The sequence below is a fragment of the Vibrio sp. KMM 9700 genome (assembly GCF_058545285.1).
In genome coordinates, this window is record NZ_CM178589.1 from 1,696,072 (window position 1) to 1,714,585 (window position 18,514).

The following is an 18,514-nucleotide window of genomic DNA, read 5'->3' on the forward strand; positions in this document are numbered from 1 at the left end:
TAAAAAAATACTTAGCTGACTTTATCATAGACTTAGTTCTTTTGGGTATATCTCTCCCTGCATATTTGAAGCGACAGCTGCGTTAACTGCGCTGCTTCGACCTAGTCACATATTCTTATATGCTCCTAGGCTCTCATCATCTTGTTGCCTTGCTGTCTCTCCAACTATTTTGGGAGTCGTCTGCATATTTGAAGCGACAGCTGCGTTAACGGCGCTGCTTCGACCTAGTCACATATTCTTATAAGTGATTCCCCCTAGTCAGATAAAACTAACCTTGGCTTGTTTCAATTTTAAGATTTTTAATTAAAAAATTATGTGTGAATGGAAGAGCATCACAGGCTTTGCTTTGCTTAAAAGGTTATTTATTATCTAAGGAGCGCTTTCGATGTTCAATCCAGAATCTCAAGATCCGCAAAAAGAAACCCCAGCCAAGAATGTTAACTCCCAAGCGCTGACTTTACTCCCCAAAGATCTTCGTCCCAGAGAAAAGCTTTTAACTTATGGCGCAAGCAGTTTGTCAGACGTTGAACTCTTAGCCATTGTTCTGCGTACTGGCGTATCAGGGATGAATGTACTGAGTCTTGCACAATCGCTGCTTCAATCCTTTGGATCCTTGCGTAAGATCTTCACCGCATCGCAAGAAGATCTTTGCGCCCATAAAGGGCTTGGCGGGGCAAGTTATGCTCTGCTTCAGGCGATGTCAGAGCTCAGTCGGCGCACTTTGCTTGAGTCGCTTGAGAAAGGTAATGTGCTCACCTCACCAAGGCAAACTAAAGATTATTTACTCAGCCATCTGCAAGATCGCCAGCGTGAAGTCTTTTTGGTGATGTATCTCGATTCTCAACATCGCTTAATTAGCCAAGAGATATTATTTGAAGGCACGATTGATGCGGCAAGTATTTACCCAAGAGAGGTGATTAAGCAAGCTGTTAAACATAACGCTGCAGCCTTAATGTTTGCGCATAATCATCCATCTGGGGTGGCTGAGCCAAGTGAGGCGGATAAAAGGATCACCAAGCGTTTAGTGGATGCAGCAAATCTAATTGATGTACGCGTTTTGGATCACTTTGTGGTCGGCGATTGCTGCGTAGTTTCCTTTGCTGAGCGTGGTTGGATATAGATTTTTGGGCTGAAATCTAGAATGAAGGCAATTTAAGAGTATTTTTTGTAAAATTTTTCAAAAAATATTTTCTTTGAATGAAGAAGTTCGGATATTGCTGCTTGAACAAGCCTTGCTAAAAAAATTAAAATTTCTTGATAAAGCTTCAAATAAGATCAAACCTTATATTTTCAATGTGTTATAATATAGTTTTGATGAATTATATGCATTTGATTCAAGAAATTGGGCGTCAATTGAATTTTTGACCATAATAGAGGTTGTACCTTAGCCAATTTCTGGTATCATCTGCCGACTAATTTAGAACCTAACATCAGCTCATTTATTCAAAAAAAGCTGCGCAGTTAAAAAAGATCTCGATTTTATTAAAAAAGGATCCGTACAGGTCTTGAGCAATTCGCTTCAAGTTAGTATAATGCGCGACCTTTGATAGCCTTGAATGGTTCTTCCTGTGCAATTTTGCACCAAGGTGATATCGAGCTGAAACGATTTGGAGAAGACATTCATGTCCCGAGTATGCCAAGTAACTGGTAAGCGTCCTGTAACGGGTAACAACCGTTCACACGCACGAAATGCTACCAAGCGTCGTTTTCTGCCGAACCTACAAACTCATCGTTTCTGGGTAGAAAGCGAAAAACGCTTTGTTAAACTACGTCTAACCGCTAAGGGTATGCGTATTATTGATAAGAAAGGCATCGATGCTGTTCTTGTTGATATCCGTGCTCGTGGCGAGAACGTATAAGAGGAATTAAGCAATGGCTAAAGGCATTCGTGAGAAAATCCGTCTAGTATCTTCTGCTGGAACTGGTCACTTCTACACAACTGATAAAAACAAGCGTAACATGCCAGGTAAATTCGAGATCAAGAAATTTGATCCTGTAGTTCGCCAGCACGTTATGTACAAAGAAGCTAAAATCAAGTAATTGATTTCTCCTCTTTGACAAATTAAAAGCCCGACTGATTTATCAGTTGGGTTTTTTTATATCTGCAATTTTTAGCGCTTTCATTTTCCCCTTTCAAGATTGACTTACACTTTGCTTCGTTGGAATATACTCACAATCATAGAAGTTCACACTGTGGAGCTTCAAGGATAAAGACTATTGCCCAAGGATATATATGCCAGAGTTACCCGAAGTCGAAGTTAGCCGCCTAGGTATCACGCCTCATCTCGAAGGCCAAATCATAGATAAGATTTTAATTCGCCAGACTAAACTGCGTTGGCAAGTGCCAAGTGAGCTGCATCAACTTGAAGGCGAGAAGATCCTTAAGATCCGCCGCCGAGCGAAATATTTGATCATTGAAACCGCCAAAGGTAATGCAATCATCCATCTTGGAATGTCTGGGCATTTGCGCATTTTAGAAGCGTATCTTGAGCCAGCAAAGCATGATCATGTTGATCTCGTTTTAAGAAATGGCGTCTGCTTGCGTTATCATGACCCAAGGCGTTTTGGTGCTTGGCTGTGGACAAAGCCGCAAGAGTCTCACGCTGTGATGGCGCATCTTGGCCCTGAGCCGCTTACTGATGAGTTTAATCCTAAGCATCTAAAAGAAGCTAGCGCGAAGCGTAAATCTAGCATCAAGCAAGTGATCATGGATAATAAAGTTGTGGTTGGGGTGGGCAACATCTATGCCTGCGAGTCGCTATTTTTAGCTAAAATTCATCCGCAAACGCCAGCAAATCAAGTATCAGCCCGAAAGCTTACGCAATTAGTTGGAATTATTAAGGAAGTGTTAGCTAAAGCGATTACGCAAGGTGGCACAACTTTGAAAGACTTTAGCCAAGCCGATGGTAAGCCGGGTTATTTTGCTCAAGAGCTGAATGTGTATGGCAGGGCAGGGCAAAAATGCCTCAAGTGCCAAAAAGAGATTGAATCTGTGGTGATAGGGCAACGCAATACGTTTTATTGTCCAAAATGTCAGAAATTGAATCTAGATACTTCAAAATAGATAACGTTGAAGCCACAAGTTTGTTTAATCGATGCGTCGCCCTAATGATAGATTTATATACTTAGGGCGTTATCGATTTAAGCAAATTTAGCGTAAACCTTTTTCGCTACATAAGGGTGCAGGAATTGATCTACTTGGCCGCCGTGGAGCGCTACTTCGCGCACTATGGTCGAAGATAAAAATGCAAATTCTTCGCTTGGGGTGAGAAATACACTTTCAAGCTCAGGCATGAGTTTTTTATACATACTGGTTAAGCCAAACTCATATTCATAATCCACTGTGGTGCGCAAGCCGCGGATCAAAATATCGCTTTGATGCGCTTTGGCAAAATCAACCAAGAGGCCAGAAAAGCCTGCCACGCTGACATTCGGATAGTCTTTACAGACCTCAGTGACCATTTCTACGCGTTCATCTAAGCTAAATAAAGTCTTTTTGCTTGGGCTTGCTGCCACTGCAATCACGACCTCATCAAATAGGCGCGCACTGCGTTTAATTAAATCAAAGTGACCATTGGTGATAGGATCAAAAGTGCCCGGATATATCGCCTTGGTTTTAATTTTACTCATGTATTTTATACTCTTAGGGCCTATGCAGAAGGCGCGATATTGGATGGCTTTTGCTGCGCCAAAATGACTTTTTGATACAATTCGGTATAGAGTTTAGAAGTGTAGCTGATATCAAACTCTTTTAATTTTTGTTTCGCGCCTTGGATTAAATCTTGGCATAAGCTTGGATCTTGTTCGAGCTTGCGCAAAAGCTGGGCTAATTGAGCATGGTTTTCAGGCTCGAAAGACAGCCCAGTAACATTATTTTCAACAATGTCTGGGATCCCGCCGGCATTTGATGCAATCACAGGTAGCCCACCTTGCATCGCTTCTAAAATCACAGAGCCAAGGCCTTCAGAAATAGAAGGATGAACCAAGCAATTGGCTGCTGCAAACCAAGAGCCCATATCTTGCTCACGTCCGACAAAGCTGACATTGGTTAAACCTTTCGCCATCTCCTCAAGTTCATTGCGCATCGGGCCATCCCCTAGAAATGCAAAATGAATTTGTGGATCAGTTACGCTTAAAGTTTTCGCCGCCGCAATCGTCGTTTGAAAACCTTTATGCTCCAGCATGCGCCCAGCTTGGATCGCTAAGAATTTACCGCGATAAGCATTCCAAATTTGATCAACTTTATTTTGCTGGACTGGGTAATCAACTGGCGAACTTGGGATCCTGTGAACTTTCGCAGGATCAAAGTGCTCACATATTTTACTCACAATTTCAGTACTTAACCCAACAACTGCTGCTGCTTTTGAATAGGCCAGCTTATTTGTTAACTTTAACTTTATTGGGTTATCAATGCGACGAGTAATAATATAAGGGATACCTGTGTGCATGTGCTGCAACATAGCCCAATAAATAGCTTTGCCTTCATGGGCGTGGATGACATCACAGCCTTGGGTGAGTTTTTTGCTGTGCTTACGTGAGAAGTGTTTTGTCAAAATGATTTGGCTGCCAATGCGTTTGGCTTCTTTAGCCAATAGTCCGTGCTGACTTACCACTAAGACAGTGCTAATGCCTTCTCTTACTTGGCGTTTGATTAGCTGCAGAGTTTGTTGTTCACCACCGCTAAAGCCAGAGGCTAAATTTACATGACAGATTTTCATAAATTAAAACATATCCAAGCAAAAAGAAAAGAAGGTCACAGGTTAAGTTTATACCATACAATAAGTATATCATTTATAACAAATTTATATACTTTGAAAAGGTTATACAAGTTATTCAGGTTAGCGAAAACGTATTTTAGCAGCACCTTTGATGCTATTTAAGTGATTATAAAGCGAGGTTAAACATTTTGCAGTAGCTTTATTTATAAGTAAGCTTATTTCAAACTTATTTTACATAGCTTATTTTTTTTGATTGGTGCTAAAATAATGCCAACTAAAAATCAAAGAGAGAATGAACCATGAAATATTTAGTGACTGGTGCTGCTGGCTTCATAGGAAGCTGTGTAGTCGAGCGCCTTTGTGAACAAGGTCATCAGGTTGTCGGGATCGATAATCTAAATGACTATTATGATGTGAGCTTAAAAATGGCACGCCTTGAGCGCATCAAGCACGATGATTTCAAATTTGTTCAACTTGATTTAGCCGACCGTGAAGGGATTGCGAACCTGTTTGCAACCGAAGGCTTTCAGCGTGTGATCCACCTTGCTGCGCAAGCAGGTGTGCGTTATTCAATTGATAACCCAATGGCGTATGCTGATAGTAACTTAGTTGGCCATTTAACTATTCTTGAAGGTTGTCGCCATCATAAAATCGAACACTTGGTATATGCATCATCAAGCTCAGTTTATGGCCTAAATCAAAAAATGCCATTTGATACCAAAGATAGCATTGATCACCCTGTTTCTTTATATGCGGCAACCAAGAAATCAAATGAATTGATGGCGCATACATATTCGCATTTGTATGACGTACCAACGACGGGTCTGCGCTTCTTTACGGTTTATGGCCCTTGGGGTCGCCCTGATATGGCTTTATTTAAGTTTACTAAGGCGATTTTAGAAGGTAAGACAATCGATATTTATAACCATGGCGACATGCGCCGTGATTTCACTTATATCGATGATATCGTGGAAGGGGTGATCCGTATTCAAGATGTGATCCCACAAAAAGATCCAAGCTGGACGGTTGAAGATGGCTCGCCAGCGACAAGTTCTGCGCCATACCGTGTGTATAACATTGGTCACGGCAGCCCTGTGAAGCTAATGGATTTTGTTGAGTCTCTTGAAACTTCACTTGGGATTGAAGCAGATAAAAACTTTATGCCAATGCAGCCAGGTGATGTCTATGCGACTTATGCAGATACGAAAGACTTGTTTGAAGCGACAGGTTATCAGCCAAAAGTTGGCGTGAAAGAGGGCGTGCAGGCGTTTGTTGACTGGTATCGTGAGTTTTATAAAGTTTAATTATGACTAGCTAACTTGTACTCTTGTCGACTACGCAAAGCCGTTCAAGTCATCCCTGAGCACTTTACTCGGCACATCCATGTGCCTCGGAGCTTTGCTACGCTGACAATGAATACAAGCTAGCTCTGTAATACCCTACATACCATTAAATTAATGATTTGTAGGGTTTTTCATATCTATGTCACTTCTGTTTAATTTTATTTCGCTTGACGCTCAGCTTCAGGCAATATCGCACTTAAAATAATCGCAGTTAAACCACCAGCTGCAATGCCAGATGACAAAATACTCTTAATTATTTCAGGCATAAACTGCAAGATTTCAGGCTTTTGCGCAATTCCAAGACCCATTGAAAATGACAATGCCATAATCAAAATCGCGCGGCGATCAAGCTCAGTTTGCGAGATAATGCGGATTCCTGCTGCTGCAATCGTACCAAACATCACAATCGTTGCACCGCCTAAAACAGGTTCTGGAATGATTTGAATTAGACTTGCCACCGATGGGAATAAACCTAATAGAATCAACATGCCCGCAATAAAATAACCTACATAGCGGCTCGCTACGCCAGTGAGCATGATGATGCCGTTGTTTTGACTAAAGGTTGAGTTTGGAAAGCTGTTAAAAACGGCTGCCACTGCGGAATTAAGGCCATCTGCGAGTACGCCGCCTTTAATTCGCTTCAAATAAACTTCACCTTTCACGGGTTCGCCTGATACTTCAGACGTTGCAGTAATATCACCAATAGCCTCAAGCGCCGTAACTAGGAAGATTAAGACAAGCGGAATGAATAAGCCCATATCAAAACTTAATCCATAGCTCATCACAGTTGGCAAGCTAACTAAGCTTTGGTCTGTGGCTTCTGGCACAGTAATCAGCCCCATCACCCAAGCAAGGCCACAACCGATAAGCATTGCAATTACGATGGAAGAGACTCTTAAATAAGGGTTTTTAGAACGGTTTAAGCCAACGATACACAAAAGGACAACCCCTGCTAAGGCAAGGTAATCCAAGCGGCCAAATTCGCCTGCTTCCATCGCTGCATAGCCACCACCCATAGAGACTAAACCGACTTGAATCAAAGTCAGGCCAATTAAGGTCACGACGATTCCCGAGACAAGGGGAGTAATGATTTTTTGCGCATGCTCTAGAACGCGCGAGAGTAAAATCTCTGCACTGGATGCCAATAAGATGGTGCCAAAAATGGTTGCCATCATGCTTTCAATCGACATGCCTTGGCCTTTTAAAGTTAAGCCTGTGGCAATAATCGGTGATAAAAAGTTAAAGCTAGTGCCTTGAATGGAGAGTAACTCTGAACCAATTGGACCAATTGTGCGGATCTGAATAAAAGAGCAAATACCCGAAGCAAACAAAGACATGCTGATAATATTATTGGTTTGCTCAGCGGATAGACCTAAAGATTGGCAGATAATAAGAGATGGGGTGATCACTGCGACAAACATTGCGAGTAAGTGCTGCAATGCAGCAAACAAGGTTTGTGGCAAGGGTGGCCTGTCGTTTAATTGGTAGATAAGCTCGCGGTTTGGGGTGTTCGTTGCTGTGCTTGATGCCTCAGCTTGGCTTATTTGTGTATCAGTTTTTGTTTGCTGCATGAGTCCTTTGCATCCTAAAGTGAGACTTTATTGAAATGTGCGTTATTATAGTGACACAAAACATAAAAGCAAACGTTTGCGCAGTAGGTTCTTAATGGGTACTTTTATTATTATTTTAACTTTATTGGTTTTTTTAGTGACAGTATTGCCACTGTCCAAGCACCCACATTGGTCGGTGCGTGGCTTTGATTTTCCAAGGTTTCAGTTTGCTTGTTTAGCCTTTGCAGGAATTATTCTGACTTGCTTGTTCAATGATTCAAACTTGAGTGGACTATGCTTAGTGATTAATTTCGGTTGTTTTATTTGGCAAGCATCTTGGATTGTGCCTTATACGCCTTTGTGGAAAAAAGAAGTGAAAACCACTCACAAAGAAGGTCAAGCTAGGCTTAAAATTATTACTGCCAATGTCTTAAAAACGAATCGCCAAACTGATAAATTGATTGAATTAACCCAATCTAAGCAAGCCGATATTTTAGTCGTACTGGAGTCTGATCTTTGGTGGGAGTCGCATTTAGATGTGCTCAGTGAGCAGTTGCCGTTTAGTATCAAGTGCCCATTAGATAATTTATACGGTATGCATGTTTATTCCCGTTACCCACTTGAAAAAAGCCAGATTTGTTATTTTATTGAGCAAGATGTGCCATCGATGCATACGCTGATACGTTTGCCGAGTGGGGATAAAGTACGTGCGCATTTCATGCACCCTAAACCGCCAAGTCCAACCGAAAACCCTGAATCTACCGAGCGTGATGCAGAATTGGTGATGGTGGCGAAAAGCGTGGCCAAGACCAAGTACCCAGTCATTGTGACGGGGGATCTAAATGACGTCGCTTGGTCACAAACAACAAGGTTATTTAGAAAAATTAGTGGTTTACTTGATCCAAGGGTTGGCCGTGGGATGTTTAATACCTTTCATGCACAATGGCCTTTGCTGCGCTGGCCACTTGATCATGTGTTTCATTCTAAGCATTTTACTTTAACCGATATTGAGTGCTTACCTGATATCGGCTCAGATCATTTTGCGCTTTTTTCTGAGCTTGAGTTTCATCGTCAGCCGGATCTTGAACAAGAAGGGATTGAGCTTGAAGATGAAGAAGAATTTGAATGGGCAGAGCAGATCATACAAAGCAAAGGCGCAAATGTGGGCGATGTGCCAAAATTTAATGAGAGCTAAGCATTGGCATAATCTTCACGGTTGCCGAGCCAACGTTCAATAATTGCTTGGGCATTTTGCGGATAATTATCATGAATGTAGCGCGATAAGCGTTGAACTTCAGGGATCAGGTATTGATCTCTTAATAAGTCTGCAATTTTAAAATCAGCTAGGCCAGTTTGCTTGGTGCCTAAGACTTCACCTGGGCCTCTGATTTCGAGATCTTTTTGCGCGATCACAAAGCCATCGTTGCTTTCCCTTAATACGCCCAAACGCTTTTGCGCAGTTTTAGACAAAGGCGCATGGTATAACAGCACGCAATGGCTTGCGACTTGACCACGGCCAACACGACCGCGCAGCTGGTGTAATTGAGCTAAGCCTAAGCGCTCTGGGTTTTCGATGATCATAAGACTTGCATTAGGCACATCAACCCCAACTTCAATCACAGTCGTCGCAACCAAGAGTTGAAGTTTATTGTCTTTAAAGTCTTGCATCACGGCTTGCTTTTCAGCGGCTTTCATACGTCCGTGAACAAGCCCAACACCGATTTCTGGCAGCGCAGTTTTAAGCTCTTCCCACGTATCGGTAGCAGCTTGAGCTTCCATGACTTCTGATTCATCAATCAAGGTGCAGACCCAATACGCTTGCTTGCCATCATTGACGCAAGCCGCGCGAATGCGCTCGATAATATCTTGGCGTCGGGTATCGGCTATCGCAACCGTTTGAATCGGCGTTCGACCCGGTGGCAACTCATCGATAATTGAAGTCTCGAGATCGGCATAAGCCGTCATGGCTAAGGTTCGCGGAATTGGCGTTGCCGTCATGATCAGCTGGTGCGGGTAAATGCCAGATTTTGCGCCTTTTTCCCTTAGGCTTAAACGTTGATGGACGCCAAATCTATGCTGCTCATCGACAATCACAAGTGCTAAATTTTTAAACTCGACTGACTCTTGGAACAGGGCGTGAGTGCCGACAACCATTTGCGCCTTGCCGACTTGAATATCAAGCAAAGCTGCTTGTTTAGCTTTGGCGCCAAGTTTGCCAGCCAGCCAACCAACTTGGATCCCTAAAGGCTCAAACCAGTTGGCAAAGTTTATCGCGTGTTGCTCTGCAAGCAGCTCAGTTGGCGCCATCAGTGCCACTTGATAGCCTTGCTCTAATGCAGCACAGGCGCTTAATGCAGCAACTAAGGTTTTACCTGAGCCAACATCCCCTTGGACTAACCTAAGCATAGGGTAAGGCTTGGCAAGATCTTGCTCGACTTCTTGGATCACTCGAGTTTGGGCGCCAGTTGGATCAAACGGCAAACTCGCAAGCAGCTTAGTTTTTAAATCCATTGAGGGTGCAAAGCTTGGCGCTGCATCTTGTTGGGTTTTGCTGCGCACCGCGAGCATAGATAAGTTTTGTGCTAACAATTCTTCGAGAATAAGGCGTTGCTGCGCAGGATGCTTGCCTTGCGAAAAAGCTTCAAGATTAATATCTGGGGTTGGGCGGTGAATAGTATGCAGCGCATCGGCAAGGGTGATCTGATTTTTTGTCATGCCTTGTGGCAGCAGCTCGGTCACGGCAGCTTTATCTAATAATTCAAGTGCTTGGTCGGTGAGGCTGCGCAGTGTATTTTGACGTAAGCCCTCAGTTGTTGGATAGACTGGGGTGAGGCTTGCAGGCAGATCAGGCGCTTTGGCATCATCAATAAAATGATATTCAGGATGCATGATCTCAAAGCCGGTTTGACCACGTTTGATTTCGCCATAAGCATAAACACTACGCCCTTGCTCAAAGCTATTTTTCATCCCGGCATTAAAGTTAAAAAAGCGCAGGGTGACGCTGCCATTGCCATCACTAATTTTGACCATCAGCATTTTACGTTTGCCAAAATGCACGTCACTTTGCATCACTTTGCCATGAACAGCGGCGAAAAGCCCAGGATGTAGCTTATTTATTGGGTAAATGCGGGTTCTGTCTTCATAGCGCAATGGCAAGTGGAATAAAAGATCTTGAAGATTGAGCAAACCAACTTTGGCAAGTTTCTCGGCAACCTTAGCACCCACGCCAGAAAGCGAGGTCAGAGGGATAGCACTTAGGAGTTGGTTTGTCATAGCAACGACCTCTTGATATCCAACTATTTTGATGTCGGAATTTTATTAATGGTTATTTATACAGTGATTTTAGCATAGTTTTTTAAGCACGTCTTTCGCCGACTTCAATCAGCGCTTCTTCGGCAGTGGCGATAATTTCTTTATCATCTTGCTCGATAAGGCGTGTTTTCTTCCAACTGCCACGGGCAAACCAAGCAATTGAAATTAGCGCAATCACCACGTTTGTCACGGTAAATGAAATCCAGATCCCTTGTTGAGAAAGCTCAGTATGCTTAGATAAAATATACGCCAGTGGGAACTGCAACACCCACTGAGATAATAAAGATAATACCATGCTATTCATCATGTTACCTGATGCGCGAAAGGCTGACATGATCGCCAGTTGGACGCCAATAAAGCCCCATGAAAGGCTCATCATTTTTAAAAATTCGGCGCCTTGGGTGATAACGCTAGGATCGTCAGGAATAAAGAAAGCGACGAAATTTGGTGCAAACAAGAAAGCGGCAAGGCCGATAAGACTGAGCATCACAAAGCTCCAAACTGAGCCAATGACAGTCACTTTTGACGCACGTTCGATTTCACCTGCGCCAAGGTTTTGCCCAACCAGTGTTGAGATCGCCATCGCTAGTCCCATCGCAGGAATAGTCACAAGCTGTAAGATATTTGAGCCTACGCCGTAAGAAGCAATGGTGACAGTGCCAAAGCTTGCGACCAAGAAAGACATGGTGATAAGTCCAAGCGCTCGCGCAGAAAGCTCTACCGAGGCTGGTGCGCCGAGGAAAAATGCACGCTTGATATAGCTCCAATCAGGTTTTAAGTGTTTGAGCTCTAAATGGATCCCATATTTGCCTTTGCCTAAGATATAAAAACCGCAACCAGCTGCGATAGCTTGGGTGGTTAAGGTTGCCATCGCCGCGCCCGTGACGCCACTGCCGGGAATAAAGCCGTAGCCAAAGATAAATAAAGGGTCGAGAACAAAGTTTAATAAGACGGTTCCCATCACAATATATAGCGGAATTTTAACTTGCCCAATACCCCGCATTAAGGCTTGGAACATATTGTAAGTAAAAACAAAAATCATACTCACAAAGGAAACATGCATAAAACTTAAGGCATTGTCATAAACCGCTTTTTCAACCCCAAGTAAGGTTAAAAAAGAAGGCGTTAAAATGATCCCAAGAATACTTAAGAGTACGGAGACAATGCATACCATCAACATGGTTTGACCGGCCACATGGTTTACTTTTTCGGTTTGGCGAGCGCCCATGTATTGCGCGGTTAAGGTGGCGCCTGCCATCGCAAGACCTGCGCCTAAGGCGATGACTAAAAAGGTCACGGGCATGCTGATGGAGACGGCTGCGACTTCATTTGCACCGAGGCGTCCCACCCAAAAAGCATCGGTAAGTTGATAGGCTGATTGCAATAATTGGCCAAAAACAATTGGGATAGCCAAAGACAGGAGCGCTTTGTGAATGGGAGCTTCGAGGAGTCGCTGGGTTGTTGGCATAATCAATCCTTTTGAGTTGATGCAATCCTTAGTGCCGGTTTATGCTGGTGTGATTCAAGCTTGGTGCTTTTATCTTTGCTGCATTAAAGCCCACCAGTCTTGATCGGCGACAATTTGGCCTGTGTCATCTAATGGCGGATAAGGCAGTCCCTTTTTCTTTGCTACTCGCGCAAGCACTGGGTGACCACGTTCAAATAAGGTGCGATGGATAACTTCGGCAGGCAGGGCAGATGTTTCTCGATTATAAAAACCTGCTTGCTCACGTTGGCGTTGGGCTTCAAATAAAATCAATGCGCTTGCAACCGAAACATTGAGTGATTGCACCATACCAACCATAGGAATAATAATATCTTGATCGGCTAAAGATAAAGCTTTTTTGCTAATGCCTTGTTTTTCACTACCTAAAATAATCGCTGTCGGTTTGGTGTAATCAATTTCACGAAAATCAACGGCGGTTTCTGAAAGGTTAGTGGCAAGGATTTGCATGCCTTGGCTTTTAAGCGTCTCAACGGCGGTTTCTATCTTGTCGTGGGTTTCCACTTCAACCCAATTGCGCGCACCGGCTGAGGTGTGGCTGAGGGTTTTCATTTCTTGGCTTGGCCAGACGGCATGGATTTTATGTAAACCTGTCGCATCGGCGCTGCGAATGATGGCTGAAACGTTATTCGGTTTATGGACTTCTTCAAGGCACAAGGTGAGATCTGGCTGACGCGCTTTAAGTACCGAGGTAATTCTTTGATATCTTTCTAAGTTCATATTATTAATTGATATTTATGACAATAAAATACGGAGGATCCGCTGTAAAATGATGTGATTAATAAATTCATAGCCAAAAAAAGACGACACCCGAAAGCGTCGCCTTATTAAAGAGAATTAGTTACGAGCTCGACGAACCTTCAACACTGCCGGCATCACACGGATCCGCTTCATAATGCTCGCCAAATGGACCCTATCTTTAGTGGTCAAAAGTAGCGATACGGTATAAAGCCTACCATCTTTTTCTTCGGTCGAGATACCATGAATATTAGAACCAGTGCCTGCGACCACATTGGTCAGGTCTGCTAACGCACCTTGCTGATTTTGCATATCAATTTTCAGCTCACTAATGAACTCTTGATCAAAATCATCTGACCATTGCACCGACATATAACGCTCAGGCTCTTTTTGATAACCACGTATATTCGGGCAAGTCTCACGGTGCACAACTAAACCACGACCCGGTGATACATGGGCAATGATATGATCCCCCGGTACTGGGTGACAGCATTTCGCATAAGTTAGCAGAATGCCTTCAGCGCCACGAATTGGCAGTTTACGTGCGTTATCTTGATTTGAGTTTTGCTCTTGTGGCACATCACCGAGTAGGCGACGAGCAATCACAATACTCATCAGCTCGCCTAAGCCAATCGCTGCAAGCAAATCATCTAAAGATTCAAGTTTAAGCTCACCTAAAATATGGGTGATGTCTGCCTTATCTATATCTTTAAGTGATGAGTCACCAAGCGCATGGTTAAGTAAGCGACGACCAAGGGCAATTGACTCTTCACGGCGCATGGTTTTAAGCACTTGACGTATCTTAGTGCGTGCACGTGAGGTCACCACATAGTTGAGCCATGCGGCATTTGGTCTTGCGCCCGGTGCACTAATGATCTCGATAGTTTGACCATTCTTCAGTGCTTTACTCAGTGGGTAAGGGGTACGATCAACACGCGCCCCAACACAAGTGTTACCTACATCAGTATGTACAGCGTAAGCAAAGTCAACCGCGGTTGCGCCAGCTGGCAATTCAACAATACGGCCTTTCGGCGTGAAGACAAAAATCTCATCAGGGAAGAGATCTGATTTCACGTTCTCGATAAATTCAAATGAGTTACCGGCACTTTGTTGCAGCTCAAGCAGGCTCTGCATCCAACGTTGCGCTTTAATTTGCGCCGTCGTACCCGAGTTATCGCCCGCAGCTTTGTATGACCAATGCGCTGCAACACCTTTGTCAGCCATTTGGTTCATGTCTTCAGTACGGATTTGTACTTCAACAGGAACGCCGTGTGGGCCGATCATTGAGGTATGCAGCGATTGATAGCCGTTGGCTTTTGGTACGGCGATATAGTCTTTCATTCGCCCAGGACGTGGTTTATAAAGGCTGTGCACTTGACCAAGGACTCGGTAGCAAGTATCTGGATCATCTACAATCACGCGAAATGCATAGATATCCATAATGGTATGGAAACGCTGCTCTTTCGTGCGCATTTTGTTGTAGATAGAATAAAGGTTTTTTTCACGTCCAATCACACGAACTTTCAGGCCGGCTTCATGCAAGCGACCTTCGATTTCAGAGTGAATGCGTTGGATCATCTCTTTACGATTACCGCGTGCAGTTTTCACTACTTCTTTTAAAACGCGATAACGATTTGGATAGAGGGCTTCAAAGCCAAGCTCTTCAAGCTCAGTCTTGATATTATGAATACCTAAGCGATGCGCCAAAGGTGAGAAGATTTCAAGGGTTTCACGGGCAATACGGCGACGTTTATCAGGACGAAGTGCGCCTAAAGTGCGCATATTGTGGGTGCGGTCAGCTAGCTTGATTAAAATCACGCGGATGTCTTGCACCATAGCAAGGATCATCTTACGGAAGTTTTCAGCTTGGGCTTCTTTACGATCGCGAAACTTGAGTTTATCTAACTTGGAAACACCATCGACAAGTTCAGCAACTGTATCGCCAAACTTCTCTGCGAGTTCTTCTTTGGTGGCGGGAGTGTCTTCAATGACATCATGTAAGAGTGCAGCCATTAGGGTCTCAAGATCAAGGCGCATTTCTGCCAAAATCCTTGCAACCGCTACAGGGTGAATAATATAAGGTTCACCAGAGGAGCGGGTTTGACCTTCATGAGCATCACGCGCGACCACAAAGGCCTCACGCAGCGCCTGCATTTGAGGCGCCGACAGATACTCTTGGGCTACATCTTCTAAACTTTTAAATAAATCCAACTTTTATTCGCCCAATTATATGTAGAGATTAACGGTGAACGATGCTGCTTACTGCTGCAAGTTCAGCTGCGTCTTGCTCTTGTTGCTCTTGACGTTCACGTGCATCAAGCACATCTTTCGTGATTAGACCTTCTTCGATCTCACGTAAAGCAATAACAGTTTGCTTATCGTTTTCTTCAGGAACTAAAGAATCTTTACCACCTGTTTGCATTTGACGAGCGCGTCGTGCTGCAATAAGGACAAGGTCAAAGCGGTTGCCAATTTTTTCAACAGCGTCTTGAACGGTTACGCGTGCCATGAGGAACTCCAATTAGTTACAAAAATTTTTTAGAATGACGGGAAATTATACAACTTAAGTGAGGTTGCGCCAAGTGCATTCCCTGAATATGGGTGAATTTATACAAAAATTGACTCAAATATGGCTGAAATTGCAGCGAGGATGTGTTGTAGACACCCTTGCGCTCAAGCTTAATATATTGAGTGGCTAAGTATAATCTTAGGTTTTATTCAGCTAACAAGCCAGAAAGCATGCTGTGATATTTCATCGCTTGCTTATCTTGAGTTAAGCGTTGTGCACGTAAAATAGCGCGAAAATCCATTAAAGCGACGTCAAAATCATCGTTTACGATTACAAAATCATATTCTGCATAGTGTGAGATTTCTGATTTTGCTTCGCTCATGCGTTTTGCGATCACTTCTTCGCTGTCTTGACCGCGCGCATTTAAACGACGCTCAAGCTCTTCTTGTGAAGGCGGCAGAATAAAGACGCTTTTTGCTTGCGGCATTTGCTCACGAATTTGACGTGCGCCTTGCCAATCAATATCTAAAAAGACATCGATGCCTTTGTTTAGGTTCTCTTCGATCCAAACGCGTGATGTGCCATAGTAGTTACCAAAAACTTCAGCATGCTCAAGGAATACACCTTGGCCTAATAGCTCTTCAAATTCTTGTTTTTCAACAAAATGGTAATGAACACCATCTTCCTCACCTGGACGAGGCGCACGCGTCGTATGTGAAATCGAAACCTTCATAGCATAGGTTGGGTTGGTTTCTAAAAGTGCAGAAATCAAACTTGATTTACCAGCGCCACTTGGAGCTGAAACTATATATAAAGTACCTTTAGCCATGAGATCTCACTCTAGATTTAATTAAATACGAAGAAAAATGGTTGCGGATTCTATCATAGCAAAAGTGATAAGAAAATATACAGATGCACAAACCACTCAGGAATATATGTAAACCTGAGTGGCTTGTGACCACCTGAGTCTCTAGGTGGTTGATTGACCTAATTAAGGATCAGGGAAGGCGTTATAAAATACTCGCACCAGTCTCTGCGCTTGAAATGATTTGACGGAACATTCCAAATAACTCGCGACCACTGCCTTGATGCTCTTGTTTTAGATCTGCGTAATGCGGTTCACGTGTGCTTAAATCCGCATCGACATTAATTTGCCCACTTTGAGCATCTAAAGTGATGATATCGCCGGTTTGCACATAAGCCAGTGGGCCACCTTTGGTTGCTTCTGGCGTCATATGAATTGCTGCCGGCACCTTGCCTGATGCTCCGGATAATCGGCCATCGGTAACAAGCGCAGTTTTTAGACCAGACTTCATTAGGTTACCAAGAATAGGCATAAGTTTATGCAGTTCAGGCATACCATTTGCCGCCGGTCCATTATGGCGCACCACTATGATTACATCTTGGGTTAGCTCACCATTTTTATAGGCTTTTTCTACATCATGTTGTGAGTTAAAGACGCGAGCGGGAGCTTGCACGTAACGATCTTTTTCTGCCACTGCGCTGATTTTGATCATCCCGCGACCTAGGTTGCCATCTAGCAGTTGTAAGCCGCCTTGCGAGCTAAAGACTTCTCCTTTGGCTGCAATCACTTGTGGGTCTTTTGAATCCTCAGCGTCACGCCAAACAAGCTTCCCGTCTTCATAATAAGGTGTTTTTAAATAATCTTGCATGCTGCCAAAGACAGGCATCGCATCCATATGAATCAGTTCTAGTTCATGTAAGCGCTTCATTAAGGTTGGCACTGCGCCTGCATCTTGGAAAGCATTGATATCTGCTTTGCCATTTGGATACACTTTTGTGAGCTGTGGTACAACATGAGAAAGGGCGTCAAAGTCATCCCAAGTCAGGATTAAACCCGCCATGCGTGCAATTGCAATCATATGGATCGTATGGTTGGTGCTGCCACCAGATGCAAGCAAAGCGACGAGACCATTAACGAGCGCTTTTTCGTCGAGAACCTTACCAATTGGGCGATAATCGCCACCAGATTGCGCAATTTTTACCATGTTTAGGCTGATTTCTTGTGTCAGTGCATGGCGCAGTGGGCTAGTTGGTGATACGAATGCACTGCCCGGAAGCATTAACCCCATGGCTTCAAAAACCAATTGGTTGGTATTCGCAGTACCGTAAAAAGTACAAGTGCCAGCGCTGTGATAAGCACGGTTTTCCATCGCTTGCAGTGCTTCAATACCAATCTCACCTGCTGCATATTGTTGGCGAATCGCCACTTTTTCATCATTGGAGATCCCTGTTGGCATCGGGCCTGAAGGGACAAATGCAGCAGGTAGGTGACCAAAGCTTAACGCGCCCATGATTTGCCCTGGAGCAATTTTATCGCAAACGCCAAGTAACAAGGTCGCATCAAAGGTGTTATGGCTTAAGTTCACGGCTGTCGCTTGAGCGATTAGATCGCGCGAGAACATAGATAAATCCATGCCATCTTGGCCTTGTGTCACGCCATCACACATCGCAGGCACGCCACCGGCAACTTGTGCACTGTGACCTGCGCTTGCAAGTGCTTTTTTGATGATGTCAGGGTAATAGTGATATGGCTGATGTGCGCTTAACATGTCGCTAAATGCACTGACCATGCCAACATTGACAGTGGTAAAATCTAATATGGTATTTTTTTGAGTTTCAGCGCAGGCTGCAACTGTATGCGCAAGGTTGCCACAACTTAAGCGTGCTCTATCTTTGCCTTTGGCTGCTTGATTTTCAATTTTGCTTAAATAAGCTTGGCGCGTAGCCGAACTTCTTTGCGCGATATTTTGCGTAACAGTTAAAATGGTTTGGTTCATGATCTTGCCTTAAAAAATAGCATTAAAATAAAAATAGAG

General features: G+C 43.7%; 16 protein-coding genes. 6 read left to right on the top strand and 10 right to left on the bottom strand.

The features are described 5' to 3' along the window. Positions 1 to 385: 385 nt before the first annotated feature. The 4 genes from radC to mutM all read left to right on the top strand — a co-directional run bounded on the left by radC (position 386) and on the right by mutM (position 3,064). Entirely contained in the window at positions 386 to 1,120 is a 735-nt protein-coding gene (radC, locus tag AC2VOY_RS07560) for a RadC family protein (protein WP_491830705.1), read from the top strand. 502 nt (positions 1,121 to 1,622) lie between these two features. Beyond that, positions 1,623 to 1,859: a 50S ribosomal protein L28 gene (rpmB, locus tag AC2VOY_RS07565; RefSeq protein WP_004728407.1), complete on the top strand. Its 237-nt coding sequence runs from the start codon at positions 1,623 to 1,625 to the stop codon at positions 1,857 to 1,859. Between the two features lie 13 nt (positions 1,860 to 1,872). Next, the gene (gene rpmG, locus AC2VOY_RS07570; protein WP_002535344.1) at positions 1,873 to 2,040 is read left to right on the top strand and encodes a 50S ribosomal protein L33; all 168 of its coding nucleotides are present in this window, start codon (positions 1,873 to 1,875) and stop codon (positions 2,038 to 2,040) included. Positions 2,041 to 2,233: 193 nt separating this feature from the next. Further along, a complete protein-coding gene (gene mutM / locus AC2VOY_RS07575) occupies positions 2,234 to 3,064 on the top strand; it encodes a bifunctional DNA-formamidopyrimidine glycosylase/DNA-(apurinic or apyrimidinic site) lyase (protein ID WP_491830707.1) in 831 nt (276 codons plus the stop codon). Between the two features lie 77 nt (positions 3,065 to 3,141). Here the strand turns inward: mutM and coaD are convergent, their stop codons facing one another. Both coaD and AC2VOY_RS07585 read right to left on the bottom strand, forming a co-directional pair. Next, positions 3,142 to 3,621: a pantetheine-phosphate adenylyltransferase gene (gene coaD, locus AC2VOY_RS07580; RefSeq protein WP_491833049.1), complete on the bottom strand. Its 480-nt coding sequence runs from the start codon at positions 3,619 to 3,621 to the stop codon at positions 3,142 to 3,144. A gap of 29 nt (positions 3,622 to 3,650) precedes the next feature. Next, the gene (locus tag AC2VOY_RS07585) at positions 3,651 to 4,718 is read right to left on the bottom strand and encodes a glycosyltransferase family 4 protein (protein WP_491830708.1); all 1,068 of its coding nucleotides are present in this window, start codon (positions 4,716 to 4,718) and stop codon (positions 3,651 to 3,653) included. A gap of 299 nt (positions 4,719 to 5,017) precedes the next feature. Between AC2VOY_RS07585 and AC2VOY_RS07590 the strand changes: the two genes are divergently transcribed. Continuing rightward, positions 5,018 to 6,022, top strand: a complete 1,005-nt coding sequence (locus AC2VOY_RS07590) for an NAD-dependent epimerase (protein ID WP_491830709.1) — start codon at positions 5,018 to 5,020, stop codon at positions 6,020 to 6,022. A 197-nt stretch (positions 6,023 to 6,219) separates the two neighbouring features. On the opposite strand, the gene AC2VOY_RS07595 is transcribed toward AC2VOY_RS07590, so the two are convergent. Beyond that, complete coding sequence (locus tag AC2VOY_RS07595; protein ID WP_491830711.1) at positions 6,220 to 7,632, bottom strand: uracil-xanthine permease family protein; 1,413 nt, start codon at positions 7,630 to 7,632, stop codon at positions 6,220 to 6,222. A 94-nt stretch (positions 7,633 to 7,726) separates the two neighbouring features. On the opposite strand from AC2VOY_RS07595, the gene AC2VOY_RS07600 reads away from it, so the two are divergent. Continuing rightward, positions 7,727 to 8,806: an endonuclease/exonuclease/phosphatase family protein gene (locus tag AC2VOY_RS07600; RefSeq protein WP_491830712.1), complete on the top strand. Its 1,080-nt coding sequence runs from the start codon at positions 7,727 to 7,729 to the stop codon at positions 8,804 to 8,806. Here the strand turns inward: AC2VOY_RS07600 and recG are convergent. The 7 genes from recG to edd all read right to left on the bottom strand — a co-directional run bounded on the left by recG (position 8,803) and on the right by edd (position 18,478). Further along, entirely contained in the window at positions 8,803 to 10,884 is a 2,082-nt protein-coding gene (recG, locus tag AC2VOY_RS07605; RefSeq protein WP_491830713.1) for an ATP-dependent DNA helicase RecG, read from the bottom strand. The genes AC2VOY_RS07600 and recG overlap by 4 nt on opposite strands. Before the next feature lie 82 nt (positions 10,885 to 10,966). Further along, complete coding sequence (locus AC2VOY_RS07610; RefSeq protein WP_491830714.1) at positions 10,967 to 12,391, bottom strand: MATE family efflux transporter; 1,425 nt, start codon at positions 12,389 to 12,391, stop codon at positions 10,967 to 10,969. Between the two features lie 69 nt (positions 12,392 to 12,460). Beyond that, positions 12,461 to 13,147 (bottom strand): tRNA (guanosine(18)-2'-O)-methyltransferase TrmH, encoded by a 687-nt coding sequence (gene trmH / locus AC2VOY_RS07615; RefSeq protein WP_491830715.1) that lies wholly within the window; start codon positions 13,145 to 13,147, stop codon positions 12,461 to 12,463. 117 nt (positions 13,148 to 13,264) lie between these two features. Next, the gene (gene spoT, locus AC2VOY_RS07620; RefSeq protein ID WP_491830717.1) at positions 13,265 to 15,376 is read right to left on the bottom strand and encodes a bifunctional GTP diphosphokinase/guanosine-3',5'-bis pyrophosphate 3'-pyrophosphohydrolase; all 2,112 of its coding nucleotides are present in this window, start codon (positions 15,374 to 15,376) and stop codon (positions 13,265 to 13,267) included. 28 nt (positions 15,377 to 15,404) lie between these two features. Continuing rightward, the gene (rpoZ, locus tag AC2VOY_RS07625) at positions 15,405 to 15,674 is read right to left on the bottom strand and encodes a DNA-directed RNA polymerase subunit omega (protein WP_491830718.1); all 270 of its coding nucleotides are present in this window, start codon (positions 15,672 to 15,674) and stop codon (positions 15,405 to 15,407) included. Between the two features lie 205 nt (positions 15,675 to 15,879). Next, entirely contained in the window at positions 15,880 to 16,503 is a 624-nt protein-coding gene (gmk, locus tag AC2VOY_RS07630) for a guanylate kinase (protein ID WP_491830719.1), read from the bottom strand. Positions 16,504 to 16,684: 181 nt separating this feature from the next. Beyond that, on the bottom strand, positions 16,685 to 18,478 hold the full coding sequence (edd, locus tag AC2VOY_RS07635; RefSeq protein WP_491833050.1) for a phosphogluconate dehydratase: 1,794 nt from the start codon (positions 18,476 to 18,478) through the stop codon (positions 16,685 to 16,687). Positions 18,479 to 18,514 lie beyond the last annotated feature (36 nt).